At 62.3% G+C, this 26,074-nt stretch carries 22 protein-coding genes and 6 tRNA genes; 2 read left to right on the top strand and 26 right to left on the bottom strand.

What is annotated here, in order from left to right:
* Positions 1-3 precede the first annotated feature (3 nt).
* From AC3A35_RS03850 to fdxA, 13 genes are all read right to left on the bottom strand, one after another.
* Positions 4-2,871: a motility hub landmark protein FimV gene (locus AC3A35_RS03850; protein ID WP_487434563.1), complete on the bottom strand. Its 2,868-nt coding sequence runs from the start codon at positions 2,869-2,871 to the stop codon at positions 4-6.
* Between the two features lie 191 nt (positions 2,872-3,062).
* The gene (gene asd, locus AC3A35_RS03845) at positions 3,063-4,196 is read right to left on the bottom strand and encodes an aspartate-semialdehyde dehydrogenase (protein WP_487434562.1); all 1,134 of its coding nucleotides are present in this window, start codon (positions 4,194-4,196) and stop codon (positions 3,063-3,065) included.
* A 25-nt stretch (positions 4,197-4,221) separates the two neighbouring features.
* Positions 4,222-5,286: a 3-isopropylmalate dehydrogenase gene (gene leuB, locus AC3A35_RS03840; RefSeq protein ID WP_487434561.1), complete on the bottom strand. Its 1,065-nt coding sequence runs from the start codon at positions 5,284-5,286 to the stop codon at positions 4,222-4,224.
* 35 nt (positions 5,287-5,321) lie between these two features.
* Positions 5,322-5,960 (bottom strand): 3-isopropylmalate dehydratase small subunit, encoded by a 639-nt coding sequence (gene leuD / locus AC3A35_RS03835; RefSeq protein WP_487434560.1) that lies wholly within the window; start codon positions 5,958-5,960, stop codon positions 5,322-5,324.
* 15 nt (positions 5,961-5,975) lie between these two features.
* A complete protein-coding gene (leuC, locus tag AC3A35_RS03830) occupies positions 5,976-7,385 on the bottom strand; it encodes a 3-isopropylmalate dehydratase large subunit (RefSeq protein ID WP_487434559.1) in 1,410 nt (469 codons plus the stop codon).
* A gap of 91 nt (positions 7,386-7,476) precedes the next feature.
* Positions 7,477-8,295 (bottom strand): M48 family metallopeptidase, encoded by an 819-nt coding sequence (locus tag AC3A35_RS03825; RefSeq protein ID WP_487434558.1) that lies wholly within the window; start codon positions 8,293-8,295, stop codon positions 7,477-7,479.
* A 13-nt stretch (positions 8,296-8,308) separates the two neighbouring features.
* Entirely contained in the window at positions 8,309-9,466 is a 1,158-nt protein-coding gene (locus AC3A35_RS03820; RefSeq protein WP_487434557.1) for an MFS transporter, read from the bottom strand.
* Between the two features lie 63 nt (positions 9,467-9,529).
* A complete protein-coding gene (gene aroC, locus AC3A35_RS03815) occupies positions 9,530-10,666 on the bottom strand; it encodes a chorismate synthase (protein ID WP_487434556.1) in 1,137 nt (378 codons plus the stop codon).
* Positions 10,667-10,742: 76 nt separating this feature from the next.
* Complete coding sequence (ilvN, locus tag AC3A35_RS03810) at positions 10,743-11,060, bottom strand: acetolactate synthase small subunit (protein ID WP_487434555.1); 318 nt, start codon at positions 11,058-11,060, stop codon at positions 10,743-10,745.
* Positions 11,060-12,727, bottom strand: a complete 1,668-nt coding sequence (gene ilvB, locus AC3A35_RS03805; protein WP_487434554.1) for an acetolactate synthase large subunit — start codon at positions 12,725-12,727, stop codon at positions 11,060-11,062. Before ilvB ends, ilvN begins: the two co-directional genes overlap by 1 nt.
* Before the next feature lie 359 nt (positions 12,728-13,086).
* On the bottom strand, positions 13,087-14,766 hold the full coding sequence (fadD, locus tag AC3A35_RS03800; RefSeq protein ID WP_487434553.1) for a long-chain-fatty-acid--CoA ligase FadD: 1,680 nt from the start codon (positions 14,764-14,766) through the stop codon (positions 13,087-13,089).
* A gap of 182 nt (positions 14,767-14,948) precedes the next feature.
* Positions 14,949-15,398, bottom strand: a complete 450-nt coding sequence (locus AC3A35_RS03795; protein ID WP_487434552.1) for a CBS domain-containing protein — start codon at positions 15,396-15,398, stop codon at positions 14,949-14,951.
* Positions 15,399-15,492: 94 nt separating this feature from the next.
* Complete coding sequence (gene fdxA, locus AC3A35_RS03790) at positions 15,493-15,816, bottom strand: ferredoxin FdxA (RefSeq protein WP_487434551.1); 324 nt, start codon at positions 15,814-15,816, stop codon at positions 15,493-15,495.
* Positions 15,817-16,086: 270 nt separating this feature from the next.
* On the opposite strand from fdxA, the gene trxA reads away from it, so the two are divergent.
* Positions 16,087-16,413, top strand: coding sequence for a thioredoxin TrxA (gene trxA / locus AC3A35_RS03785; protein WP_110524435.1), 327 nt, complete (start codon positions 16,087-16,089; stop codon positions 16,411-16,413).
* A gap of 106 nt (positions 16,414-16,519) precedes the next feature.
* Positions 16,520-17,842, top strand: a complete 1,323-nt coding sequence (gene rho / locus AC3A35_RS03780) for a transcription termination factor Rho (RefSeq protein WP_487434721.1) — start codon at positions 16,520-16,522, stop codon at positions 17,840-17,842.
* Positions 17,843-17,909: 67 nt separating this feature from the next.
* Here the strand turns inward: rho and AC3A35_RS03775 are convergent, their stop codons facing one another.
* From AC3A35_RS03775 to phbB (AC3A35_RS03715), 13 genes are all read right to left on the bottom strand, one after another.
* A complete protein-coding gene (locus AC3A35_RS03775) occupies positions 17,910-18,764 on the bottom strand; it encodes a 3-hydroxybutyryl-CoA dehydrogenase (RefSeq protein WP_487434550.1) in 855 nt (284 codons plus the stop codon).
* A gap of 164 nt (positions 18,765-18,928) precedes the next feature.
* A tRNA-Asp gene (locus AC3A35_RS03770) sits at positions 18,929-19,005 on the bottom strand.
* Positions 19,006-19,072: 67 nt separating this feature from the next.
* Positions 19,073-19,148: transfer RNA gene (locus AC3A35_RS03765), tRNA-Glu, on the bottom strand.
* 23 nt (positions 19,149-19,171) lie between these two features.
* Positions 19,172-19,247, bottom strand: a tRNA-Ala gene (locus tag AC3A35_RS03760).
* A gap of 92 nt (positions 19,248-19,339) precedes the next feature.
* Positions 19,340-19,416: transfer RNA gene (locus AC3A35_RS03755), tRNA-Asp, on the bottom strand.
* Positions 19,417-19,476: 60 nt separating this feature from the next.
* Positions 19,477-19,552, bottom strand: a tRNA-Glu gene (locus AC3A35_RS03750).
* A 26-nt stretch (positions 19,553-19,578) separates the two neighbouring features.
* Positions 19,579-19,654, bottom strand: a tRNA-Ala gene (locus AC3A35_RS03745).
* A 119-nt stretch (positions 19,655-19,773) separates the two neighbouring features.
* Complete coding sequence (locus AC3A35_RS03740; protein ID WP_487434549.1) at positions 19,774-21,180, bottom strand: FAD-binding oxidoreductase; 1,407 nt, start codon at positions 21,178-21,180, stop codon at positions 19,774-19,776.
* A gap of 11 nt (positions 21,181-21,191) precedes the next feature.
* Complete coding sequence (rssA, locus tag AC3A35_RS03735; protein WP_487434548.1) at positions 21,192-22,145, bottom strand: patatin-like phospholipase RssA; 954 nt, start codon at positions 22,143-22,145, stop codon at positions 21,192-21,194.
* A 44-nt stretch (positions 22,146-22,189) separates the two neighbouring features.
* The gene (rimO, locus tag AC3A35_RS03730) at positions 22,190-23,524 is read right to left on the bottom strand and encodes a 30S ribosomal protein S12 methylthiotransferase RimO (protein ID WP_487434547.1); all 1,335 of its coding nucleotides are present in this window, start codon (positions 23,522-23,524) and stop codon (positions 22,190-22,192) included.
* A 50-nt stretch (positions 23,525-23,574) separates the two neighbouring features.
* Positions 23,575-24,177 carry a polyhydroxyalkanoate synthesis repressor PhaR gene (gene phaR, locus AC3A35_RS03725; RefSeq protein WP_487434546.1) on the bottom strand — a complete coding sequence of 201 codons (603 nt, stop codon included), beginning with the start codon at positions 24,175-24,177 and terminating at the stop codon, positions 23,575-23,577.
* Positions 24,178-24,303: 126 nt separating this feature from the next.
* Positions 24,304-25,044, bottom strand: coding sequence for an acetoacetyl-CoA reductase (gene phbB, locus AC3A35_RS03720; RefSeq protein ID WP_487434545.1), 741 nt, complete (start codon positions 25,042-25,044; stop codon positions 24,304-24,306).
* A gap of 205 nt (positions 25,045-25,249) precedes the next feature.
* Positions 25,250-25,990: an acetoacetyl-CoA reductase gene (phbB, locus tag AC3A35_RS03715; RefSeq protein ID WP_487434544.1), complete on the bottom strand. Its 741-nt coding sequence runs from the start codon at positions 25,988-25,990 to the stop codon at positions 25,250-25,252.
* Between the last annotated feature and the right edge of the window lie 84 nt (positions 25,991-26,074).

Genomic DNA, 26,074 nt, shown 5'->3' with positions numbered 1-26,074 from the left:
AACTCACCCGAGCTTGTCGATCAGGGCACGTGCCGCGGCCTGCTGCGTGGCAGAGCCCTCGGCCATGACTTCATTGAGCAGCTCCAGTGCACCTTCCTTGTCGCCCATTTCGTCGTAGGCACGCGCGAGTTCGAGCTTGGTCTCGACCTCATGATCGAGTTCGCCCTCGTTCTCGACCGGGGCGGCTGCGTCGGCTGTCGCAATTACCGGCGCCGGACTGACCGGCTCCAGCTCCTCGGTCGGCTCCAGGTCAAGATCGATACTGGTGAGATCGAGGCCGCCGGGATCGGCCGATGGCGTCGACTCGGCAGGCGGCGTGTCGAGGTCGAAATCGAAATCGAGCAGACTCGCATCGAAACTGGTTTTCTCGAGATCGGTCACGGAATCGCCGCTATCCGACTCCTGCTCGGTCGCCTGGACGACCGTCGCACTCATGTCGAATGCGGCCGGCTTGCCGGCTACGGGCGCACCGATATCCGGCAGATCGAATTCGAGCGCGTGCTCCTCGTTCAATGCAAGCCACGGCGCACCGTCGATCATGGTCGCCGTATTTGCATCGTGGACCGCATCCGGTGTGCCATGGGCGCCGGCTTCCGTCTCTTCCTTGGTGGGCTCGTCGGCTCCGAGATCGAGGTCGAGTCCCGAGTCGGAAAGCTCATCGACCGACAACCCGGCGTCGGCCTTGATCTCCCCTTCCGGCATATCGTCGCTCGGCGCCACAGGCGCTTCCTGATCGCCGCCCAGATCGAAATCGATCGCCTCCGCATCGATCGCGACAAATTCGTCGGTCGGCAGATCGATCCCCGATGAAACGTCAGACGGCGCGGCGTCCGCACTTGCCAGCTGTCCGAGCTCGCCCGGCATGGCCCAGGTATTCTTGAGCTGCGAGGAACTCGGTTCAAGCGTGGAGGAGGTCGTGAAATCCAGGCTGGAAAGCGACGGCCCGGTTTCCTCGGCAGCCTTGTCAGCCGCGAGCTCCGGTATTGTTGCCGCAGTCCGGGCGCTCACCGCTGCGGCGAGGACGGAGGCAACGCCGGCCGGCAGTTCTGTCGTTGGCGGAATTGTGCGCTCGGCCTCGATCGGTCCGGCACTATAAAGCGGATTGTCGGGATCCAGCTTGCGTCCCATCAGCGCCGCTTTTTCCCAGTCGGCACCCTGGCCCGCGGTCCGGGCATAAAGCTCGCTGGCCGTCGTCTCGAACTGCTTCAGACTTTGGCGCTGGGCAAAAATCTCCAGCAACTTGAGATAGATCGCTGCCCGGTTCGGATCGGCCTTCAATGCATCTTCAAGAATCTCTTCGGCTTGGGCATCACGGCCGTAAGCCATGTACACGTCGGCCTCCGCCACCGGATCGACCCCTTCGTCGGCATCGATCGAGGACAAGCCCGACTGACTGAAATCGGTATGGATAATGCTGCTGTTACCCGTGTCGACGCTCCGTCCGCCAGTCGCACCGAATACCGCGCTGCTATCCGGGGGGAACTCGCTCATCAGGGCTGAGCTGTCCAGCGCTGCGACCGCTTTCTTGCGCTGCTGGGCGCGATAGGCGGCAAAACCAAGCAACAACGCAAGCACGGCACCACCGGCGGCAAGGATCGCCGGGTCGGCAAATACGGATTCCGGCTCGTCGGACGCCGCCACAGGGTCTGGCGCAGCCGATGCGCGTGCGGCTTCGACCGGCGCTGGAGGCGGTGCGGTCTCAACCGGCGCAGGGACTGGAGGTGCCGGTTCAGCGACCGCGACCGGAGGAGGAGGAGGCGTTACCGGCTCCGCAGAATCCGGCGCATCGGGGGCAGCCTGCTGCAATTGGGCCATGGGCTGGCTCTTGAGTTCGAGCAACTTCTGCAGTTCCCGAATATTCTGTTCGAGTTGAGCAAGCCGGACGTTTGCCTCTTCCAGGCCCTTTTCACGGGCAACCAGCTCCTCCTCGAGCGCTTGCAACCGGGTGACGGCATCGCGGTCCGCACCTCCCCCCGCATCGGACGGCGTTCTGGAAATCTGAAGCTTGTCGCCGACATCGGCCGGAGCCCGGGCATCTTCGACCTTGGGCACGATACGTCCTGCGCTGCCCTGCTCGGCCGGCGCAGCCGCTGCTTCGCTTACGGCGGCCGCCCCGGCCAGACGCTTGCGATAGGCCGCGAAATCGGCCGCCTGAGCCACGATCTCCCGGCGCGCTTCGGCCGGAGTGGTCGCGAGCACTGTGTCTGCCGACGGAATCGTCAGTATGGCACCAGCATGGAGACGATTGATGTTGTCGCCGTCGAATGCGGCACGATTGGCATGGAACAGGGCAATCAGCATCTGATCGAGATTCGCGCCCTCGCGCCGGGTGGATTCGGCGATACCGTGCAAGGTGTCACCACGCCGGACGGTATAGCTGTTCGCGACTACCGCACGGGCTGCCGGCTCGGACGCGGCAGTCGCACGACTCGGCGCATTCGGCACCTCGACGCGCGCGGCCACCGGCTTGGGCGCGGCCACATCGACCGGATCGAGCAAGAACGTGTACTCGCGCGCCAGGCGTCCGGTGGCCCAATCCAGCTCGACGAGCAGGCCCACGAAAGGCTCATTGATCGGACGATCGCTGCTCAGCCTCACTACCGGGCGCCGCCCGCGGGTATCCACCGACACCCGGATGCCCGACACGAAACCGGGATAAGGAATGTTTGCCTGACGAAAGGCGTCGGGCGATGCGACCCTGGCAGTGATCGACTGCAACTCCTGCGGCGTCGCACTGATCTGGATCTCGGCCCGCAGCGGTTGCCCCAACCCGCTGAAAACATTGATCTGACCCAGTCCTGCGGCAAGGCTGCCGAGCGGAAACGAGGCGATCGCCGCCGCGATCAGGGATGCCTTAATCGACGTTCTCATAGTTATCCTCAAACCACGTTCCCCTTCGCCAAGCCAGCAAAGGACAATACATCATGGACTTGGGCTAGCAATCTAGCATTTATTTGAAATACCTGCACCAACTGATTATGACTAAAGGGGAACCTTCCTCTCGTCCCGACTCGTCGATGACAAAGGATTGCCCTTCGTCATCGACTACCGCTTCGGTCAACTCAGTCCTCAAGCAGAATCCGCAGCATGCGACGCAAGGGCTCGGCCGCTCCCCAGAGAAGCTGGTCGCCGACGGTGAAGGCGCCGAGGTAGTCCGGCCCCATCGCCAGCTTGTGCAGGCGGCCCACCGGCACGTTCAGCGTACCGGTCACCGCCGCGGGCGTCAGTTCGCGCTCGGAGATCTCGCGTTCGTTGGGCACAACTTTCACCCAGTCGTTGGCGGTGGCGATGATCTGGGTGATCTCGTCGAGCGGCACGTCCTTCTTCAGCTTGATGGTCAGCGCCTGCGAGTGGCAGCGCATGGCGCCGATGCGCACGCACAGCCCGTCGATCGGGATGCTGCCGGCGCTGCGGAAAGCCAGCTTGCCGAGGATCTTGTTGCACTCGGCGCCACCCTTCCACTCTTCCTTCGACTGACCGTTGTCGACCGGCACATCGATCCATGGGATCAGGCTGCCGGCAAGCGGCGTATTGCGGAAATTCTTCTTCGGGAAGGCGTCCGACCGGATGGTCTCGGCGACCTTGCGGTCGATGTCGAGAATGGCCGAGGCCGGATCGGCCAGCAGGTCGGCCACCGAGGCGTGGATGGTGCCCATCTGCGCGATCAGTTCGCGCATGTTCTGCGCGCCGGCGCCGGACGCAGCCTGGTAGGTCATCGCCGAAACCCACTCGACGAGGTCGTGCTTGAACAGGCCGCCCAGGCCCATCAGCATCAGCGATACGGTGCAATTGCCACCGATCCAGTTTCTGCCGCCGTTGGCGAGCGCGTCCTTGATTACATGCATGTTGACCGGATCGAGAATGATCACGGCGTCGTCTGCCATGCGCAGGGCGCTGGCGGCGTCGATCCAGTGGCCGTTCCAGCCGGCGGCACGCAGTTTCGGATATACCTCTTTGGTGTAATCGCCACCCTGGCAGGTAATGACGATGTCGCAGGCCTTGAGCGCATCGATGCTCGTCGCGTCCTGCAGCGGCAGCGCTGCCTCCTTGCCGCCGAACACCGGTGCCTTGCCGCCCGCGGCGGAGGTGGAGAAATACACCGGCTCGATGTGGGCAAAATCACCCTCGTCCACCATGCGCTGCATCAGCACCGACCCGACCATTCCCCGCCAGCCAACCAGACCCACTCGCTTCATCACATCACCTCGAATCAAAAAAACCTCAAAGCGCCGCGATGACCGCGTCGCCCATTTCCTGCGTTCCCACCCGCCGCGTGCCCGGCTCGTAAATATCGCCAGTCCGGTAGCCCTGCGCAAGGACCTTCATGACCGCGTTCTCGATCCGCTGGGCGGCCGCTTCCTGGTCGAAGGTGTAGCGCAGCATCATTGCCGCCGACAGAATCGTCGCCAACGGATTGGCCACCCCCTTGCCGGCGATATCCGGTGCCGAACCGTGCGAAGGCTCATACAAGCCCTTGTTGTTCGCATCGAGCGAGGCCGACGGCAGCATCCCGATCGAGCCGGTCAGCATCGAGGCCTCGTCGGAAAGAATGTCGCCGAACATGTTGCCGGTGACCATCACGTCGAACTGCTTGGGGTTACGCACCAGTTGCATCGCGGCGTTATCGACCAACATGTGCGAAAGCTCGACCCCGGGATAGTCCTTGGACATTTCCTCGGCGATGTCGCGCCACAACTGTGTGCATTCCAGGACGTTCATCTTGTCGACCGAGCACAGCTTCCCGCCCCGCTTCTGCGCCGCTTCGAATGCCACCTTGAGGATGCGCCGAATCTCGTACTCGGCGTAAATCATGGTGTTCCAGCCGACGCGTTGCTGCTCGCCGTTGACCTCGCGGGTCTCGATGCCGCGCGGTTGACCGAAATAGATATCGCCGGTGAGTTCGCGCACGATCAGGATGTCGAGCCCGGCCACGACCTCGGCCTTGAGGGTGGACGCATTGGCCAGTTCGGGATAGAGGATGGCGGGACGGAGATTGGCGAACAGACCGAGATCCTTGCGGATGCCGAGCAGGCCACGCTCCGGACGCTGCTCACGCGGCAGTGCGTCCCACTTGGGCCCACCAACTGCACCGAGCAGCACCGCATCGGCAGCACGCGCGAGCCGTTGAGTCGCTTCCGGATAGGGCGTGCCGGTCGCGTCCACCGCACTGCCACCCAGCAGCGCTTCCTCGAGCTCGAACTTCAGGTCGAGCGCACCCAGCACGCGCACGGCTTGCGCCATGATCTCGGGACCGATGCCGTCGCCCGGCAACACGCAAATCTTCATTCAGAGTCTCTCCGCACAAACCCGGCCCATAGGGCTCAGGAGAAGTAATAGGGATGCTGCAACCGGCGCTGCTCTTCGAATGCACGAATCTTGTCGGCGTGACGCAGGGTGAGGCCGATGTCGTCCCACCCGTTGAACAGGCATTCCTTGCGGAAGGGGTCGACATCGAACGGAATCGACCTGCCGTCCGGACGGGTCACCGTCTGCGCAGCCAGGTCCACTTTCAGTTGATAGCCCTCCGCAGCCTCGCACTGCTGGAACAGTTCATCGACCTCCGTGGCAGCAAGCCTGATCGGCAGCAGTCCGTTCTTGAAACAGTTGTTGTAGAAAATATCGGCAAAGCTCGGCCCGATGATGGCACGAAAGCCATAGTCTTCGAGCGCCCAGGGCGCGTGCTCCCGCGAACTGCCGCAACCGAAATTGTCGCGGGCGAGCAGGATCTGCGCACCCTGATAACGTGGCTGATTGAGCACGAAATCCGGATTCTTCGGCCGGTTGGTGCTGTCCTGACCGGGCTGGCCCACGTCGAGATAACGCCATTCGTCGAACAAGTTGGGGCCGAAGCCGCTACGTTTGATCGATTTCAGGAACTGCTTCGGAATGATCGCATCGGTATCGACGTTGGCACGGTCGAGCGGCGCCACCAGCGCTTCGAGAACGGTAAACGGTTTCATCTTCGGCTAGTCCTTTCAGTTCAGCGCGCGCACGTCGGCAAAATGCCCGGTCACCGCGGCAGCGGCGGCCATCCCCGGGCTCACCAGGTGCGTGCGGCCACCGGCCCCCTGGCGGCCTTCGAAGTTTCGATTGGAGGTCGACGCGCAACGCTCGCCCGGCTCGAGCCGGTCGGCGTTCATTGCGAGGCACATCGAACAGCCCGGCTCGCGCCATTCGAATCCCGCGGCAAGGAACACCTCGTGCAGGCCCTCGGCCTCAGCCTGGCGCTTGACCAGTCCGGAGCCCGGCACCACCAGCACCCGGCGCACATTTGCCGCCTTGGTCCGCCCCTTTACCACCGCAGCCGCCTCGCGCAGATCCTCGATCCGTGAATTGGTGCACGAGCCGATGAAGACCTGATCGACAGCGATCTCGGACATCGGGGTATTGGGCAGGAGCCCCATGTACTTCAGCGCGCGCTCCACGCCTTCGCGACGCACCGGGTCATCGATCTGAGCAGGGTCGGGCACATGCCCGCCGATCGTGGTCACCATCTCCGGCGACGTCCCCCAGGTGACCTGCGGCTCGATCGCAGCAGCATCGAGTTCGACCACCTTGTCGAACACCGCACCGTCGTCGCTCCTGAGCGTGCGCCAGTAAGCCACCGCCTGGTCCCACGCCTCGCCCTTGGGCGCAAAGGGTTTGCCTTCGAGATAGGCGATCGTGGTTTCGTCCACCGCCACCAGGCCCGCGCGCGCGCCGGCCTCGATCGCCATGTTGCAGATCGTCATCCGACCTTCCATCGACAGCGCGCGAATTGCGCTACCGCCGAACTCGATAGCATAGCCGGTACCGCCGGCAGTCCCGATCCTGCCGATAATCGCGAGCACGATGTCCTTGGCAGTCACGCCGCGACCGGCCGCACCATCGACCCTGACCAGCATGGTCTTCGATCGCTTCTGCAACAGACACTGGGTCGCCATCACGTGCTCGACCTCGGACGTGCCGATACCGTGTGCGAGACAGGCGAAGGCGCCGTGGGTCGAGGTGTGCGAGTCGCCACAGACCACGGTCATCCCCGGAAGCGTCGTGCCGTTCTCGGGCCCGATCACATGGATGATGCCCTGGCGCAGATCCTTGAACGGAAAGTAGGCCAGCGAGCCCACTTCGCGGATATTGGTATCCAGGGTCTCGACTTGCTGGCGCGACACCGGATCCTGGATACCCATGTCCCAATGATCGGTCGGCGTATTGTGATCGGCGGTGGCGACAATCGACGAGATCCGCCATGGCTTGCGCCCTGCGAGCTTGAGGCCTTCGAAGGCCTGCGGACTGGTCACTTCGTGCACCAGATGACGGTCGATATAGATCAGCGCCGTGCCGTCGGCCTCCTGGTGAACGACATGACTCGACCAGAGTTTTTCGTACAGCGTTTGGGCTTCCATCCAATGTATTCCGCGGAGAGAAAAGGTTTTGATTATTTCACACGGACGCCTGCCTGGGTAGCCGGCCCCGGAACCGACACGACGACGGGGATCAGCGTCGCCGGGCCTGCTCGTAAAGAGGCATGACGCGGGCCGCGTATTCGCCCAGATCCTTCTGGCGGGTGGCGTGCGACGGATGGGTCGACATCCACTGCGGCGGCGACCCCGAGGACTGGGCCGCCATCTTGTTCCACAGACTCACCGCTGCCCGCGGATCGTAGCCGGCCCGAGCGGCAAGCTCCACCCCGATACGGTCGGCCTCGGTTTCGTGCAGGCGCGAATTCGGCAACTCGAACGTGACTTTGGCCACTGCGCCCATCAGATCCTGCCCGCCCTGCCCGACACCGAGCAAGGCCCCCGCGACCGACACGCCCAGGCCGGTCGCCATGGCCTTCGAGACCCGTTCGCGTGCATGTTCGCGCAGCGCATGGGCGATCTCGTGCCCCATCACCGCGGCAATCTCGTCGTCGGTGAATCCCAGTCTTTCGATCAGGCCCGAATAGAACATGATCTTCCCGCCCGCCATGCACCACGCGTTGAGTTCGGTGGAAGTCAGGACGTTAACCTCCCACTTCCAGCCCGGGGCATCACGGCGAAAATGTCCGGTCTGCGGGATCAGCCGACCGGCAACCTGCCGCACCCGCTGCACCTGGGACGGTTCGCGATTGAGGGCGTTCTTGCGTCGCGCCTCGGTCAGCACCTCCTGATATTGCTGAGCCGATGCCTGCTCGATGTCCTGCGCGGGAATCATCATCATCTGCTCACGCTCTACGCGGACCGCGCCGCCGCCGGTGGTCTGTACCGTCTGACAGGCCACGGCGACCGTTGCGGCGATGACCACCGGCAAGAATTTTCTGCCCCAGTCCAACATTGCGTTCTCCTTTTCAGCCACCCGTGGCTCGCGCCTCAGGCACATTTTTCCAGCCCACGATCAGCCATACCAGGCCCGCCAATGCAAACACCGAACCCAGCGTGAAAGTCCATGCCGGTCCGATAGTGTCCCAGGTATAGCCGCTGATCAAGCCTCCGAGCATTCCGCCGGCGCCGAATGACACGCTCCCGTACAACGCCTGCCCCGTCGCCTGCAGGCGCCCTGGAAACCAGTTGTTCACCGCAGCAATCGCGGCCGCATGATAGGCACCAAAGGTTGCGCCATGCAGGATCTGTGCGAGCACGAGCAGCCCCAGGCTGCCGACACCCCAGCCGATGGTCGCAAAGCGGAACACGGCACAGGCAAACGCGAACAGCAGAATCGTCCGTAGCGACAGGTGTCGCATCAGCATGGGCATGATCAGGAACACCCCGATCTCGGCAAGCACGCCCAGCGACCATAACAGACCCACCGTGGACTTTTCGTACCCATGGTCGACCAGCAGGATCGAGTAGAAGACGTAGAACGCGCCATGTGCCGCCGACATCAGAAAGCAGGCCCCGAACAGCGCGCGAACGTCCGCGCGACGCAGGGTTTCGCCCAGGCTGGCAGCGCCGGATTGCGACGCGGAAGTCCTGGCATCGGGCACCGCCAGCGCACAGAGGAAGATGCCCGCGAGCACCGACGCCGTAAACCATAGCACCACGTCGATGGCGAAGTGATCGAGCAGATGGCCCAGCCCGAGCACCGCGCCGATGAAACCGATCGACCCCCAGACCCTGATACTGCCATAGCGATGCCCCTGGGCACCGAGATGGACGAAGGTCACGCTCTCCACCAGCGGAAGCGCTGCGCTCCAGAAGAAGGCCATCAGCGCCATGCCGATGAACACGCCGGTAAAGTCCTCGGTCAGGAAAAAAACCGAAAACCCGGCAAGGCTTGCCAGCGCCGACACTCTCACGATGGGCAGCCGCATGCCCAGATGTTCGGCGAGCCATCCCCAAAGATTGGGCGCCAGCACCCGCATCACCTGCATCAGCGACATCAGGATCGCAATGTCGGTTGCGGAGAAGCTCAGCGCCTGGAGATAAAGGGTGAAGTACGGCGAGAAGGCGCCGACAAAGGCGAAATAGAAAAAGTAGTAAGCGGACAGACGCCAATAGGGAAGCATCGGGCGGATCGTACCGGCCGAAGCCGTGCCGCTGCCCCCGGATGGGCGGCAGGTCACCCCGTCTCAAGCCTTGCGCGGCGAAGGTACGGCTTGCTGCCCCGAAGGTGCCAGCCCGGCGATACGCGGTGTCGAGGTGGCGACGTCGGCGCACTGTGCGCGATGGCGCAATGCGTGATCGATCAGTACCAACGCGAGCATGGATTCGGCAATCGGCGCCGCCCGGATGCCGACACAGGGATCGTGGCGGCCATGGGTATTGACGATGACCGGCGCGCCCTGACGATCGATCGAGCGCCGGTCGAGGCGGATGCTGGAAGTCGGCTTGATCGCCATGCTGACGAGGATATCCTGCCCGGTAGACAGACCACCCAACACGCCGCCGGCATTGTTGGCCAGGAAACCTTCGGGCGTCATCTCGTCACCGTGCTGCGTCCCCAACTGGGCAACCGCCTCGAATCCGGCACCGATCTCGACCCCCTTGACCGCATTGATGCTCATCATCGCGTAGGCGATCTCGGCATCGAGCCGGTCATACACCGGCTCGCCCCAGCCCACCGGAACCCCCGTGGCCACCACGTTGATGCGTGCGCCGACAGAGTCCCCCGACTTGCGCAACTCATCCATATAGCGCTCGAGCTCGGGAACGATGCTCGCATTCGGCGCGAAAAAGGGATTGCGGTCGACCTCGTCCCAGGATTCAAACGGAATCGCGAGCGGCCCGAGCTGGGCCATGTAGGCACGAATCACGACGCCGTACTTCACCGCCAGCCACTTTTTGGCGATCGCTCCGGAAGCAACCCGGACTGCGGTTTCGCGCGCCGACGAACGCCCGCCACCGCGGTAATCGCGAATGCCGTATTTCTGCCAGTAGGGATAATCCGCATGCCCTGGACGGAAGGTCTCGGCGATGTTGCCGTAGTCCTTGCTGCGCTGATCCTGATTGCGGATCAGCAGGGCGATCGGCGTGCCGGTGCTCAATCCCTCGAACACACCCGACAGGATCTCGACCTCGTCGGGCTCGCGGCGCTGAGTCACATGACGCGAGGTACCGGGCTTGCGCCGGTCGAGTTCGAGCTGGATCTCGGCGGCGCTGATCGGCAGTCCCGGCGGACAGCCATCGACCACGCAGCCGATCGCCGGACCGTGGGACTCACCGAAGGAGGTGACGCAGAACAGCGTGCCGAGGGTATTGCCGGACATGGATGACTCTTTGCGATCGGGCGGGAACGGCCGGCGATTTTAGCACAGGCTGCCGGCCCCTCCGCCCGCCCTGCGGTCAGTGGAAAAAGTCTTCCAGACGCTCGAAAACTTCGTGCTCTGCACCATGTCGGCGCACGTGCACGACATCCTCGAGCTTCTCGAGCTGGCGGATCATCTGCTCCAGGCGCTGGTCCTCGAACACCAGCAACCAGATCCGGCTGCGCACCCCGTTGGCGACCGGCATGCACAGAATCCCCTCCATGTTGAACGCCCGCCGCGCAAAGAGATTGCAGATGTGACTCATCACTCCGGGGTGGTTATTCACGTCGAGTTCGAGTACCACTTTGGCAAAGCCTGCCTGCTGCAAGGGTTCGGCAACCTGTTCGATCATCATCAGCCTCCGATCATTTCGGTATTGGCCGCGCCCGGCGGCACCATGGGGTAAACAAACTGGTCGCGATCGATCGAAACATGGATCAGACACGGCCCCGGTGTCTGCAGGGCCTGGGCAAGGCTTGCGCGCGGGTTGGCGGCCCGATCGAGATCGACCGACGGAATGCCGAAGCCTTCGGCGATTTTCATGAAATCGGGCGCACCGCTATAGCGTGAAGCAAACACACGCTTGCCGTAGAACAGGTTCTGTTGCTGATACACGAGGCCGAGCGCGTTGTTGTTCATCAGTACGATCTTGACGTTGAGCTGCTGCTCGGCCAGAGTCGCCAGTTCCTGGATGTTCATCATGATGCTGCCATCCCCCGAGAAACACACCACGGTACGCTCCGGCGCCGCCATGGCCGCGCCAAGGGCTGCGGGCATGCCGAAACCCATGGTGCCGAGCCCGCCGGAAGTCAGCCACTGGCGCGGGCGCCGGAAGGGATAGGCCTGCGCCACCCACATCTGGTGCTGGCCCACGTCGGTCGTGACGACAGCACTGTCATCGAGCGCCGACGCCACTGCATGGACCAGTCCATAGTGACTGCGCGGATTGTCCAGATCCGGAAACTGCATCGGGAAGCGCCCCTTGAGGCTCTCGACATGCGACAGCCAGCGCTTGCGCAACTGCACCTTCACGCGCGGAAGCAAGGCCTCGAGGACCTCGGTCACGTCACCGTTGATCGCCACATGGGCGTTCTTGATCTTGTGCAACTCGGAGGCATCCACATCGACATGGACGATCTTTGCCTTCGGACAGAATTGCGCCGCCTTGCCCACCGCGCGGTCGTCGAATCGCGCGCCGACGCAGATCAGCAGGTCCGCCTCCTCGAGCACGAAATTGGTGTAACGGGCGCCATGCATGCCGAGCATGCCGATCGACAGCGGATGATCCATCGGCATCGCCCCGAGCGCCATCAACGTCATCGTGGTCGGCAACCCGGCCTGCTCCGCCAGCGTCACCGCCTGCGCGGCCGCGCCGGAATGGACCACACCACCGCCGAGATAGAGGACCGGCTGCTCGGCCTCATTGATCATTCGCGCCGCTTCCTCGATCAGTGCGAGCGGCACCTGCGGCGATGCATCGCGCACCGCGACCGGTGGATAGTCGTCGAAGTCGATGATCTGGTTCTGCACGTCCTTGGGCACATCGACCAACACCGGGCCCGGCCGGCCGGACATCGCGATGCGGAAGGCCTCCGGAATGACCTCGAGCAACTCCTTCACCGAACGCACGAGGAAGTTGTGCTTGGTGATCGGCACGGTCATGCCGTAGATGTCGACTTCCTGGAAGGCATCGGAGCCGATCATCGCCAACGGGACCTGACCGGTAATGGCCACCAGTGGAATGGAATCGAGCATCGCATCTGCAATTGCGGTGACCAAATTGGTCGCCCCCGGGCCACTGGAAGCAAAGCACACTTCAGGACGGCCGGAAACCCGCGCCATGCCCTGCGCCATGAAACCGGCGCCCTGCTCATGGCGGGCGAGTACATGATGAATGATGTCGCTTCCCGAGAGTGCATCGTAGAGCGGCAGGATTGCACCGCCCGGAATTCCGGCGATGGTACGCACGCCCTGACGTTCGAGCAGACGCACGATCAACTCGGCGCCGGTCATCTGATTCATCTTTTTCTCCTTGAGATCGTGGTGCGGCGTCTCGACCGGCGGCACAAAAAAACAAACCCCCGCCGGCCTTGCGCGCCGGCGGGGGTTCTGGATTTGGTTCGTCTGTTCCTGACCCGCTACGGCGCGCGCTCACCTACGCTTACTACTACGCGTACGGCTACGACAGCGGCGGACAGGAAACGACGGTTCATGGTCAGGCCAAATGATTTACGATCGAGATGGAATCATGATTCTGGACCAAATACAAGACATTTCTTGCGCTGACCATCGTTCGACAGCGCGGCTCCGGGATCGGGCCACTGCGCGCGCATCGCGGTGAACGCGGTGCGCGCGCAGGGCCACCAATTTGCCACTAGCGGTCAGGAGGCTCCCGGCGCAGCCCCGTCACGCAGCATCCGGCGCAAAATCTTGCCGACATTGGTCTTCGGCAGCTCGTCCCGGAACTCGACCCGGTGCGGCACCTTGTAGCCGGTCAGATTTTCCCGGCAGAAGGCAATCAACTCCGCCTCCGTGAGTGAAGGGTCCTTGCGCACCACGAACACTTTGACCACCTCGCCGCTGTGCTCGCTCGGAACACCGACCGCCGCCACCTCCATCACGCCGGGATGGCTGGCAATCACATCCTCGACCTCGTTCGGATAGACATTGAAGCCGGACACAAGAATCATGTCCTTCTTGCGGTCGACGATACGTATGAACCCCTGCTCGTCCATCACCGCGATGTCGCCAGTGCGGAAAAAACCATCCGAAGTGAATGCGCGTGCGGTCTCCTCCGGGCGATTCCAGTAGCCACGAGTCACTTGCGGTCCGCGCACGCAAAGTTCGCCGCGTTGTCCCACCGCCAGTTCAACCCCGTCGTCATCGCGGATGCTGACCTCGGTCGACGAAACGGGCAGCCCGATCGCATGATTGAAATCGGGCAGGTCCAGCGGATTGATCGTCACCGCCGGCGAGGTCTCGGTCAGGCCATAGGCTTCGATCAACGGCAGACCGGTTACCTTTTTCCACTTTTCCGCGACCGCCTGTTGCACCGACATGCCGCCGCCCAGCGAGATTCTCAAAGCCGAAAAATCGAGCTTCGCAAAATCTGGGTTGTTCAACAAGGCGTTGAACAGCGTATTCACGCCGGTAATCGCAGTGAACCGGTACTTCGCCAGCTCCTTGACGAAACCGGGGATGTCGCGCGGATTGGTAATCAGCACGTTGGTCGCACCGATCTTCAGGAAGGTGAGGCAATTCGCCGTGAGCGAAAAGATGTGATAAAGCGGCAAGGCGGTAATGATGACCTCCTCGCCCTCATGCAGGAAAGGCTTGATCCACGCATGAGCCTGCTGGAGATTGGCCACGACGTTGCCGTGGGTGAGCACCGCCCCCTTGGCCACGCCGGTGGTGCCGCCGGTGTATTGCAGATAGGCAATATCATCGCGCCCGACCTCGACCGGCTTCAACGTGTGGCGCGCGCCCTGCCGGAGTACGGTGCCGAAATCGACGCTTCCGGGCAGATGCCAGGCCGGAACCATCTTCTTGACCCGGCGCACGACGAAATTGACGATCGCCGACTTCGGAAAACCGAGCATCTCACCCAGGCTGGTCACCACCACATGCTTGAGCGGCAAGTGCTGCATGACCTGCTGCAACGTATGCGCGAAGTTCTCGAGTATGACGATGACCTCGGCACCGGCATCCCGCAACTGATGCTCCAGCTCGCGGGCGGTGTACAGCGGATTGACATTCACCACCGTATAGCCGGCGCGCAGGGCCCCGAACATGGCCACCGGGTACTGCAGCAGATTGGGCATCATCAGCGCAACCCGCGTACCCCGCGGCAGGCCGAGCTCGGCCTGCAGATAGGCGGCAAACTGTGCCGACAACCGGTCCAGTTCTGCATAGGTCAGGCCCTTACCCATGCAGACATAGGCCGTCCTTCCGCCGAATTTGCGCACGCTCTGCTCGAACAGGTCGCCGAGCGAGCTGAACTCGTGCACATTCACTTCGGCCGGTACGCCCGCCGGATAACTCTTCAGCCAGATTTTTTCCACGTTGTCTCCTCGTGTTGTTGGAAAAAGCTTCAGCGCGACAATGTCGCGCGAACCCGCCCTCCCGAGGCGCCGGGCAGCTGGTGCCACCCGTTTCCAACCTTGGCTCGCCCGTCTTTCAGCGGGCGTCGCCATTCATCACGTAGACCGCGGCTCCGACGGACCGCACACACTCCGGAATCGTATCAGCGCTCTGCTTCTTCAGCCGGCCAGTTGCGAATATAGTTCTTGAGCATCCGGTTCTCGAAGCTCTGCTCTTCGAGCACGGCCTTGGCCACATCGTGAAAACTGACCACCCCGAGCAAGGTGGTGCCGTCCATCACCGGCAGATAGCGCTGGTGATGGTCGACCATCAGCCGCCGCAATTCATCCATTTCCATGTTCGGCGCCGCAAGCATCGGCCCCGCAAGCATCGCCTGCTCCACGGCGAGGTCGCCCCATCCGGCACCGCCCTTGTGGACGGCCTGAAGCACCTCACGGAAGGTCAGCATGCCGGCGACCCGTCCCTTGTCGAAAACAACCAGCGATCCGACATCCTGCTCGGTCATGATCGTCACTGCTTCGGCCAGACTCCTGTTCGGTGCAATGGTGTACAGCACCTTGCCCTTGATCGCCAGAATCTCGCTCACCAACATGATATTTCCCCGGATATTTGATGTGGTTTGAGGCCGTGCGCCATCTTAGTGCATTGTAGGACACGCTGAAAGCACACCCGCCCCCCGACGGGGGTCAGCGCTGCAGTTGGTCGAGCTTGTCCTTGATCTTGGCCCATTCGTCCGCGTCGGGCAAAGCGGCCTTGCTCTCGACGATCGGCTTCCACTGTTGCGACAATTCGGCGTTCAGCGCGATGAACGACTCCTGCCCGGCGGGGACGTCGTCCTCGGCAAAGATCGCCTCGACGGGACATTCGGCTACACACAGCGTACAGTCGATGCATTCGTCGGGATCGATAACGAGGAAGTTCGGGCCCTCACGAAAACAATCGACCGGACACACATCGACACAATCAGTATATTTGCAACGCACGCAGGCTTCGGTCACAACATAGGTCATTGCTTCAGTCTCACGGAAAAGGGTTCTGCCCCGCAACGGGGGCGCTGGTGTCAACAGCCCGCAATATAGTCCAGCAATTTGCTTTTTTGCCACGTTAACCCGGAATTTTGCCGGCAGCACCGAGATAACATGTTGACGTGGCCGACTGCATCGCATAAGTTTCAGGCAGATTTCCTCCGGACGCGTCTCCAGCGTCCGGCAGAACGGGTCCAGCCGACCGTTCTTCTCTCAAGCAGTACGCAAGACCTCTCCCCCCTGATGCGAGGAATCATGAGCGAGCATATTCATTACGTGACCGATGGCAACTTCGAGTCCGAAGTGCTGCAGTCCCAGACGCCGGTACTCGTCGACTACTGGGCTGAATGGTGCGGTCCCTGCAAGATGATCGCGCCGATCCTGGATGAAGTCGCCAAGGACTACGCCGGAAAACTCAAGGTGGCGAAGCTCAACATCGACGAAAACCAGGAAACACCGGCCAAGTACGGTATTCGTGGCATTCCCACCCTGATGCTGTTCAAGGGTGGCAATATCGAGGCGACCAAAGTCGGCGCCCTTTCAAAATCTCAACTGACCGCCTTCATTGACAGCAACATCTAAGCCGGAAACCGCTCCGGCCCGTTCTCGCGGTGCAACGCGCGCCCGCCGCCGGGGCCCCCGGCATCGCGACGGTAATCCTCCCAATGCCACTCCGCCCGACGACGACCTGTTCGAAACAGAATCGTCCGACGAGGCGGGTTCGTCCACCACGTCGACCGTACCGGCGCTCCACCTGTCCGAGCTCAAGGCGCTGCACGTCAGTGAGTTGCTCGAGATGGCGGTCGCAAACGACATCGACGGCGCCAACCGCTTGCGCAAGCAGGAACTGGTCTTTGCGCTGCTGAAGAACCGCGCCCGCAAGGGTGAGCCGATCTGCGGCGACGGCGCACTCGAAGTCCTGCCCGACGGCTTTGGCTTCCTGCGCTCGCCGGACACCTCTTACCTTGCAGGCACCGACGACATCTACGTTTCGCCGTCGCAGATCCGGCGCTTCAACCTGCGCACCGGGGACACCATCGAGGGCGAGATCCGCACCCCGAAGGACGGTGAGCGCTACTTCGCGCTGGTCAAGTTCGACAAGATCAACGGCCGCCCGCCGGAAGAGTGCAAGAGCAAGATCCTGTTCGAGAACCTGACCCCGCTGCATCCGCAGGAGGTGTTCAAGCTCGAGCGCGAGATTCGCGGCGAGGAGAACATCACCAGCCGGATCATCGACATGATCGCGCCGATCGGCAAGGGTCAGCGCGGCCTGCTGGTGGCCCCGCCCAAGACCGGCAAGACGGTAATGCTGCAGCACATCGCGCATGCCATCACGACCAACCACCCCGACGTGGAACTGATCGTGCTGCTGATCGACGAGCGCCCGGAGGAAGTCACCGAAATGCAGCGCTCGGTGAAGGGTGAAGTGGTCGCCTCCACCTTTGACGAGCCGGCCTCCCGTCACGTCCAGGTCGCCGAGATGGTGATCGAGAAAGCCAAACGCCTGACCGAGCACAAAAAGGATGTGGTCATCCTGCTCGACTCGCTGACCCGCCTCGCACGCGCCTACAACACCGTGGTACCCGCCTCGGGCAAGGTGCTCACCGGCGGGGTGGATGCCAACGCCTTGCAGAAGCCCAAACGCTTCTTCGGCGCCGCGCGCAACATCGAGGAAGGCGGTTCGCTGACGATCATTGCCACCGCGCTGATCGACACCGGCAGCCGGATGGACGACGTCATCTATGAGGAGTTCAAGGGCACCGGCAACATGGAACTGCACCTTGACCGCCGCATGGCGGAAAAACGGGTGTATCCGGCGATCAACGTGAACCGCTCCGGTACCCGGCGTGAAGAACTCCTGATGAAACCGGAAATCCTGCAGAAGGTATGGGTCCTGCGCAAGCTGCTATACGGCATGGACGATATCGACGCAATGGAATTTCTGCTCGACAAAGTCAAGGCGACGAAGAGCAACGCGGAATTTTTCGACGCGATGCGGTCGAACCGCTGACGCCAGCGCCCGGACCTACACAGAAAAGCCACCCTTGCAGGTGGCTTTTCTTTTTCCGGCTACTCACTCACTTATCGTAGTCGAAGAACCCCTTGCCGGTCTTGCGCCCGAGGTATCCCGCCTCGACCATTTCCACCAGCAACGGCGCCGGACGATACTTGGGATCCTTGAAGCCCTCGAACAACACCTGCATCACGGCCAACTCCACATCCAGGCCGATCATGTCGCACAGCGCCAGCGGCCCGATTGGATGGTTGCAACCGAGCCTCATTGCCTCATCGATCTCGGCCGCCGTCGCCAGCCCCTCGCCGAGGGCAAACACCGCTTCGTTGATCATGGGACAGAGCAAGCGGTTGACCACGAAACCCGGGCTGTTGCGTACCTGGACGGGCGTCTTGCCGATCGCCCGCGCCACGGCCTCGACCGCACCGTAGGTCTCGTCGGACGTCTGCAGGCCGCGTATCAGCTCCACCAGCGCCATCAGCGGCACCGGATTGAAGAAGTGCATGCCGATCATGCGGTCCGCGCGGGACGTGGACGCTGCCAGCCTGGTGATCGAAATCGAGGACGTATTGCTCGCCAATAGCGCGGCGGGCTTAGCCACCGCATCGATCTGGGCAAAGATCTTCAGCTTGAGTTCGAGACTCTCGGTCGCCGCCTCGATGATCAGGTCACAATCGGACAGGGCCGCAAGATCGGTTGCCACCGAGATTCTTGCCATCGCCTCGCTCTTCTGCCCGGGGGAGAGTTTATCCTTCTTGATCAAACGGTCCAGGCTCGCGGACACCGTTCCCAACCCGCGCTGCAGTGCGGCCTCGGCAACGTCCGTCATCACCACGGTAAAACCCGAAACCGCGAACGCCTGAACAATGCCATTTCCCATCGTGCCAGCGCCGACGACGCCGATCTTGCTGATACTCATGTGTCACTATCTCCTTTGATTTACGACTACGCCTCGCCGGAACGATTCCATACTTATGCGTATGGACGGAATGTAGCGTATCGAGCCGCGCGGCGCCAGTCGGCGCAGGACAAACGATGAAAAGCAAAAAGGGAACCCGAAGGTTCCCTTTCTACTCTTGCTGTTGGCGGAGTGGACGGGGCTCGAACCCGCGACCCCCGGCGTGACAGGCCGGTATTCTAACCAACTGAACTACCACTCCGCGCTGAACTGTGCCGGCACGACTTCTGCCGACCCAGGTTGATCGCGCTGATCAACCTGCCTTGTCCTGGCGTCCCCACGGGGATTCGAACCCCGGTACTTACCGTGAAAGGGTAATGTCCTAGGCCTCTAGACGATGGGGACATCGGTACTGCAAAAATTCCATTTGGTGGAGGTAAGCGGGATCGAACCGCTGACCTCTTGCATGCCATGCAAGCGCTCTCCCAGCTGAGCTATACCCCCACAACAAGCCGGCGATTATAGCGTCTGAACAAGCTCACCGCAATCATTCCTGAACTTCTGGAATCCGCAGGGGACGTACCCTGCAGCAAAACTGGCGGAGTGGACGGGGCTCGAACCCGCGACCCCCGGCGTGACAGGCCGGTATTCTAACCAACTGAACTACCACTCCGCAAACCCGTCCGGCATTACTGCCGACTATCTACTGCCAGCCCACACAGGCTGAAATTCTTGGCGTCCCCACGGGGATTCGAACCCCGGTACTTACCGTGAAAGGGTAATGTCCTAGGCCTCTAGACGATGGGGACCCTGATACTGCCTCTGCAACTTTCGATGGTGGAGGTAAGCGGGATCGAACCGCTGACCTCTTGCATGCCATGCAAGCGCTCTCCCAGCTGAGCTATACCCCCGTCGAAAGAGCGCGCATTATAGGGGGCGTTCCGGCCCTTGTAAAGCACCCGTATCCAATCTCCTGCCCGCCTCCACACAATCGCGATATCGCCCCGGTCGCAGGTGACACACCCTCACCTCAGATCACTTTGCCCGGATTCATCAAACCGGCAGGATCGAGCGTGCGCTTGATTGCAAGCATCAGATCGAGCTCGAGCGGACTCTTGTAGCGACGGATCTCCTCACGCTTGAGCTGCCCCAGCCCGTGTTCGGCAGAAATCGACCCCTCGAGCTCATCGACCAGATCATGGACGATCAGGTTGACCGCTGCGGTGCTCGCAATGAACGGCCCGTTATCCTCGGTCTGCGGCTTCGACAGGTTGTAGTGGAGATTGCCGTCACCGATATGCCCGAAGGCAACAATCCTGACGTCGGGCCACACCGCCTTCAACCGTTGACCCGCGAGATCAAGAAACGCCGGAATCCGGCTGACCGGCACCGCGATGTCGTGTTTGATGCTGAGTCCTTCGATGCGCTGCGCCTCCGAAATATTCTCGCGCAGCGCCCAGAGTGCGGCGGTTTGCGCCAGATTTCCGGCCACTGCCGCATCCAGCACCAGTCCGTCGTCCATCGCTGCCTCGAGTTCGCGCTGCAGCATCTCGTCCAGCGGGGCATCCTTGAGGGTATCCGACAGCTCCGCCAGCACGCACCAGGGAGCCCGCGCGGATAACGGATCGCGTGCCCCCTCGATGTGTTCGAGCACCAGTTCGAGCGCGGAACGGCCGACGATCTCGAATGCTGTGATGCGGTCGCCACACGCGGCCCGCATGCGGGCAAGGAGGCTCACCGCCGCCAGCGGATCCGGTACGGCGATCCACGCGGTGGAACGCGCGCGTGGCGCGGGGAACAGCTTGAGCACCGCCGCGGTGATGATGCCCAGGGTTCCCTCCGCCCCCACGAAGAGGTGCTTGAGATCGTAACCGGTGTTGTCCTTGCGCAGACCTCTCAGACCGTTCCAGATCTGCCCGTCGGGAAGCACCACCTCGAGCCCGAGCACCAGATCGCGCATATTGCCGTAGCGCAGCACTTGCACACCACCCGCATTGGTCGACAGATTGCCGCCGATTTCGCAGCTGCCTTCGGATGCGAGTGACAGCGGAAAGAGTCGATCCGCAGCCTGTGCGGCGTCCTGCACTGCCGCCAGCGTGCAGCCGGCTTCGACGCATAGCGTGTTGTTGTCGACATCAAGGCCACGGACGCGCCGGAGACGAGACAGGCTGAGCACCACGGCCAGGCCATCGACGAGCGGCGTGGCACCCCCACACAGACCGGTATTGCCGCCCTGCGGCACCATCGGCACGCCTGCCCGGCAACACGCCGCCACGATTGCGGCCACTTGCTCGGTATCCGCGGGCCGGACGACCGCCCGCGCAGCGCCGTGGTAGCGGCCACGCCAGTCGTTCAGGTAGGGCGCCATATCGGCCGCATCGGTGAGCAGGTGGTCACACCCGACGATATCGGCGAGTCTGTCGAGGAATGCTTCCATTGATGGCTCCTTCAGGCGCCGGAGTCGTCCGCACGCCCCAGTGCATAGTTCAACAAAGGTCGAATGCGGGCGACGGCGGCCTCGCCTTCGGCTATCGCCTCGGCCGCGCGATGGTAGTCCATCAGCCCGAGCTGACCGACCCGTGGAGAGATGAGTACATCCGCGGGTTCCCCGGCAAGCCGACTGCGGGCGATGCGAACCTGCATGATGTTGATGCTGGAGCTGAGCACGCTCACCAGCGAAGGCAGAGCCTCTCCGGGCGCAAGTTCCGCGGATCCGCTTCCGCCGATCCCCAGGCGCGCCAACAAGCGGTCACTCCAGTTCGCTTCGGTCTCTTCTGCCGGCACGGGTATGGCGGCAGTGTGCTTCCATGCCCGCCCGACCATGTCCGACCCCAGATCCACCGCAATCACGATATCCGCGCCCATGGCCCGGCACAACGAGACCGGCACCGGATTCACCAGACCGCCATCGACCAGCAAGCGACCGTCCCGCACCACCGGCGTCATCAATCCGGGTAGCGCAATCGATGCGCGCACCGCCGCAGAAACGCTGCCCGTATGCAGCCAGACCTCGCGCCCGGATGACAGTTCAGTGGCCACGCAGGCAAAACGGACGGGAAGTTCGGTGAAGTCGCGGTCGGTAAAGCTGCGGGTAAAGAACTGGATGAGCTTTTCACCCTTGATCAACCCGCTGCGCAGGCTGACATCGAGCAGCGAAACCACATCCTGCCATTTGAGTGCTTCGGCCCAGTTGCAGAGCTTGTCGAGATCGCCTCCCGCCGCCGCGGCGCCGACAAAGGCGCCGATGGAACAGCCGCAAATAATGTCGGGCACCACGCCGTCGGCGGCAAGCGCGCGCAGCACGCCAAGATGCGCCCACCCACGCGCGGCGCCGCTCCCCAGCACCAACCCGATCACAGGCTGCTGCGAAGCCGGGCGGGATGCAAGGGCGATATCGAGCATGCCTACACCTTCAGGATTGACCGGAGACGGTCACTTCGCTGCACTCAGTCCGGGATGCGCTCGGCGTAGAGGTCATGAACGTCGCAATCGGTGATTCTTACCCGGACAAGATCGCCGGGGGCCAGATCATCGCCGTCGGGGATCACGACCAGCCCGTCGATCTCCGGGGCATCCCCTGCCGAGCGTGCCAAAGCGCCCTCCTCGTCGATCTCGTCCACCAGGACGGTCATCTCGCGACCGATCTTGGCCTCCAGACGCTGGGTGGATATATCTTCCTGGAAGTCCATCAGCCGCGCACGTCGCTCCTCGCGCACCTCGTCCGGCACCGGATCGGCGAGTGCATTGGCGGTCGCCCCCTCCACCGGCGAATAGGCAAACGCCCCGACACGATCGAGCTGAGCCTCTTCCAGGAAATGCAGCAACTGCTCGAAGTCCTCGTCGGTCTCGCCGGGGAAACCGGTGATGAACGTTGAGCGGATGGTCAGATCGGGGCAGATGCTGCGCCATTTCCGCACGCGCTCGAGCACATTCTCGGCGTTGGCAGGGCGCTTCATCGCCTTCAGGATCTTCGGGCTCGCGTGCTGGAAGGGCACATCCAGATAAGGCAGGATCTTGCCCTCGGCCATCAGCGGGATCAGGTCATCCACACTCGGATACGGATACACGTAGTGCATCCGTATCCAGATGCCGAGCTCACCAAGGGCACTGGCAAGATCGTAAAGCCGCGTCTTGACCGGCTTTCCGCCCCAGAAACCGGTGCGGTACTTGACGTCCACCCCATAGGCCGAGGTGTCCTGCGAGATCACCAGGATTTCCTTGACCCCGGACTCGGCCAGCGCCTCGGCCTCGCGCATGACCTCATGGATCGGCCGGCTGACCAGATCGCCGCGCATCGACGGAATGATGCAGAAAGTGCAGCGGTGGTTGCAGCCCTCGGAAATCTTCAGATAGGCGTAGTGCTGCGGGGTCAGACGAATCCCCTGCGGCGGAACCAGGTCGATGAAGGGGTCGTGCGGCTTGGGCAGATGTTCATGCACTGCATGCATCACCTCTTCCGTCGCATGCGGCCCGGTCACTGCCAGCACCTGCGGATGTGCCGCCAGCACCACATTGCCCTTGGCGCCAAGACAGCCGGTGACAATCACCTTGCCGTTCTCGGCTAGCGCCTCGCCGATCGCGTCGAGCGACTCCTCGACTGCGGCGTCGATGAAGCCACAGGTGTTGACCACCACCAGGTCGGCGTCTTCGTAGCTGCCGGAGATCTGGTAACCCTCGGCCCGCAGACGGGTAAGGATATGTTCGGAGTCGACCGTCGCTTTCGGGCAGCCGAGACTGACGAAGCCGACGCGCGGCACGTCCTGGATTTTTGGGGAGGTCATGCTCGGTGCGGCCTGTGGGGTAAGACGCCTCCAACAGGAGGCGTGGGACCTTATTTTACGGTGCGGGTCTTGGCGGCAGGCGCAGCGGTTTCCGCCTTCTCGTCCGTGCTCGTCGGCTGGGTGTACGCGGGAAACTGGAATCCGGTGAACATGTTGCGCGTCTGGCTCTCGACCTGCTCCTGCATCTGCTGGAACATCTTCTTCGACTGCTCGACGTAGGTGCCCATCATGCTCTGCAACGCCGGCCCCTGGAAGTTCAGGAACTGGGCCCACAGATCCTGGCTCACCGGACTGTTTTCGCCGTAGAGGCCACGAGCCTGCTCCTGGAGCTTGCCCTGCATGTCGGTAAAGGCCTTGATGTTGCTTTCGAGGTACTTACCCATCATGCCCTGCATCGCATTGCCGTAGAAACGAATCATGTGCGACAGCAGGTCGCTGGTGAACATCGGTGCGCCGCCGGCCTCTTCCTCGAGGATGATCTGCAGCAGGATGCTGCGTGTCAGATCCTCGCCGCTCTTGGCATCCACCACCTGAAAGTCTTCGCTGGCCAGCACCAGTTCCTTGACATCTGCCAGGGTGATGTACGAACTGGTACGAGTGTCGTATAGACGACGGTTCGGGTACTTCTTGATCAGGCGCGATTGATCGGCCATGGTGACGTTCCTCCTCGGCGGCGGTGGATCCGCTCTCGCTTGTGCACAAATTATACCGCGCTGCGAAAAGAAAAACCCCGCCATGAGACGGGGTTACGCAAATCCGCAGCTTTCACGGATACTGCATCAGCACATATGCAGGCCGCCGTTGATGTTGATCGTGGCACCGGTGATGTAGCCGGCCAGATCGGACGCCAGATAGGCGCACAGACCGCCGATTTCTTCCGGCTTGCCCAAGCGCTTCATCGGCACGGTGTCGATGATGCCCTGCCGGATGTCGTCGCGGATCGCCATCACCATGTCGGTGCCGATGTAGCCCGGTGCGATCGCGTTGACGGTCACGCCCTTGGTCGCCAGTTCGGCAGCCAGCGCCTTGGTGAAACCGAGCACGCCCGCCTTGGCGGTCGAATAGTTCGCCTGGCCAGCCTGACCCTTGACCCCATTGACCGAGGAGATGTTGATGATGCGCCCCCAGCCACGCTCCGCCATCTTCGGGGAAATGTGGTGAGTGACGTTGAACAGGCTGTTGAGGTTGGTGTTGATGACCGCATCCCACTGCCCCTTCTCCATCTTGGGGAAGAACTTGTCGCGGGTGATGCCGGCATTATTGATCAGCACGTCGATCGGACCGACTTCGGCCTCGATCTTGGCAACCATTGCCTTGCAGGATTCGTAATCGGACACATCGCCTTCGGCTGCAACAAAGTCGAAGTCCAGAGCCTTCTGCTGCGCCAGCCACTCATCCTTTTGCGGGAATGCGGGCAGACAGTTAGCAACGACCTTGTAGCCATCCTTGGCGAGGGACTGGCAGATTGCAGTGCCAAGGCCGCCCATGGCGCCGGTAACGAGTGCGACTTTCTTAGACATCGTTGAATCCTTCTGCAGCGAGTTATCGTTTTCGGACAGCGCAGCCGGGAGCCGCCTTTGTCCATACCTGTCTTGCGGCAGCGCATCAGCCACGTAACGGCTGCATTATAAACGTAGTTCGAGGCATGTGCTGCATTGCAATAAGTCAACGAAAAAGCGGCTTGCCTCTCGCGAGACAAGCCGCCTGCGTTGCGCCGCAGCTGAATCAGAACATGTGCTGGCCACCGTTGATGGAAATGTTGGCCCCGGTCACGAAGGCCGCCTCCTCGGAAGAAAGATAGGCCACCAGCCCGGCGATCTCTTCCGGCTTGCCCAGACGCGCAACCGGAATCTGCGGCAGGATCTTGGAGTCCAGGATCTCCTGCGGAATCGCCATGACCATCTTGGTGCCGATATAGCCCGGCGAAATGGTATTGACGGTCACGCCACTACGCGCGACTTCCAGCGCCAACGCCTTGGTGAAGCCATGCATGCCGGCTTTGGCCGCCGAGTAGTTGGTCTGTCCGAACGCACCCTTCTGGCCGTTGACCGACGACACGTTGATCACCCGCCCCCACTTGCGCTCGAGCATGCCGTCCATGACCTGCTTGGTCATGTTGAACACCGAGTCGAGGTTGGTGCTGATCACCGCATCCCAATCGGCCTTGGTCATCTTCTTGAAGGTCATGTCACGGGTGATGCCGGCGTTGTTGACGAGCACATCCACCGGACCGACATCCTTGGTGACCTGCTCGACGCAAGCCTTGCACGACTCGAAATCGGACACGTCGCAAGGGTAGCCCTTGAAGCCGTAGCCCATGTTGTTCATCGACTGCAGCCACTCGGCCGCCTTCGCATTGCCCGGCGAGTGGGTCGTCACCACCTTGTAGCCCAATGCTGCGAGCTTGATGCAGATCGCTTCGCCAAGGCCGCCCATGCCCCCGGTAACCAGTGCAACTCTAGACATAGTGTTCCTCCTCTCCCAATCGGGTGGATCCGGGGGGGCTTCGGTTATTGCTGTCGACGGCCCCGCCCGCCCCGCCGACAGCCT

The organism is Azoarcus sp. Soil_N_20 (genome assembly GCF_057656155.1).
The sequence above is the reverse complement of the archived record's forward strand: the minus strand, read 5'-3'. Positions and strand labels throughout refer to the sequence as shown.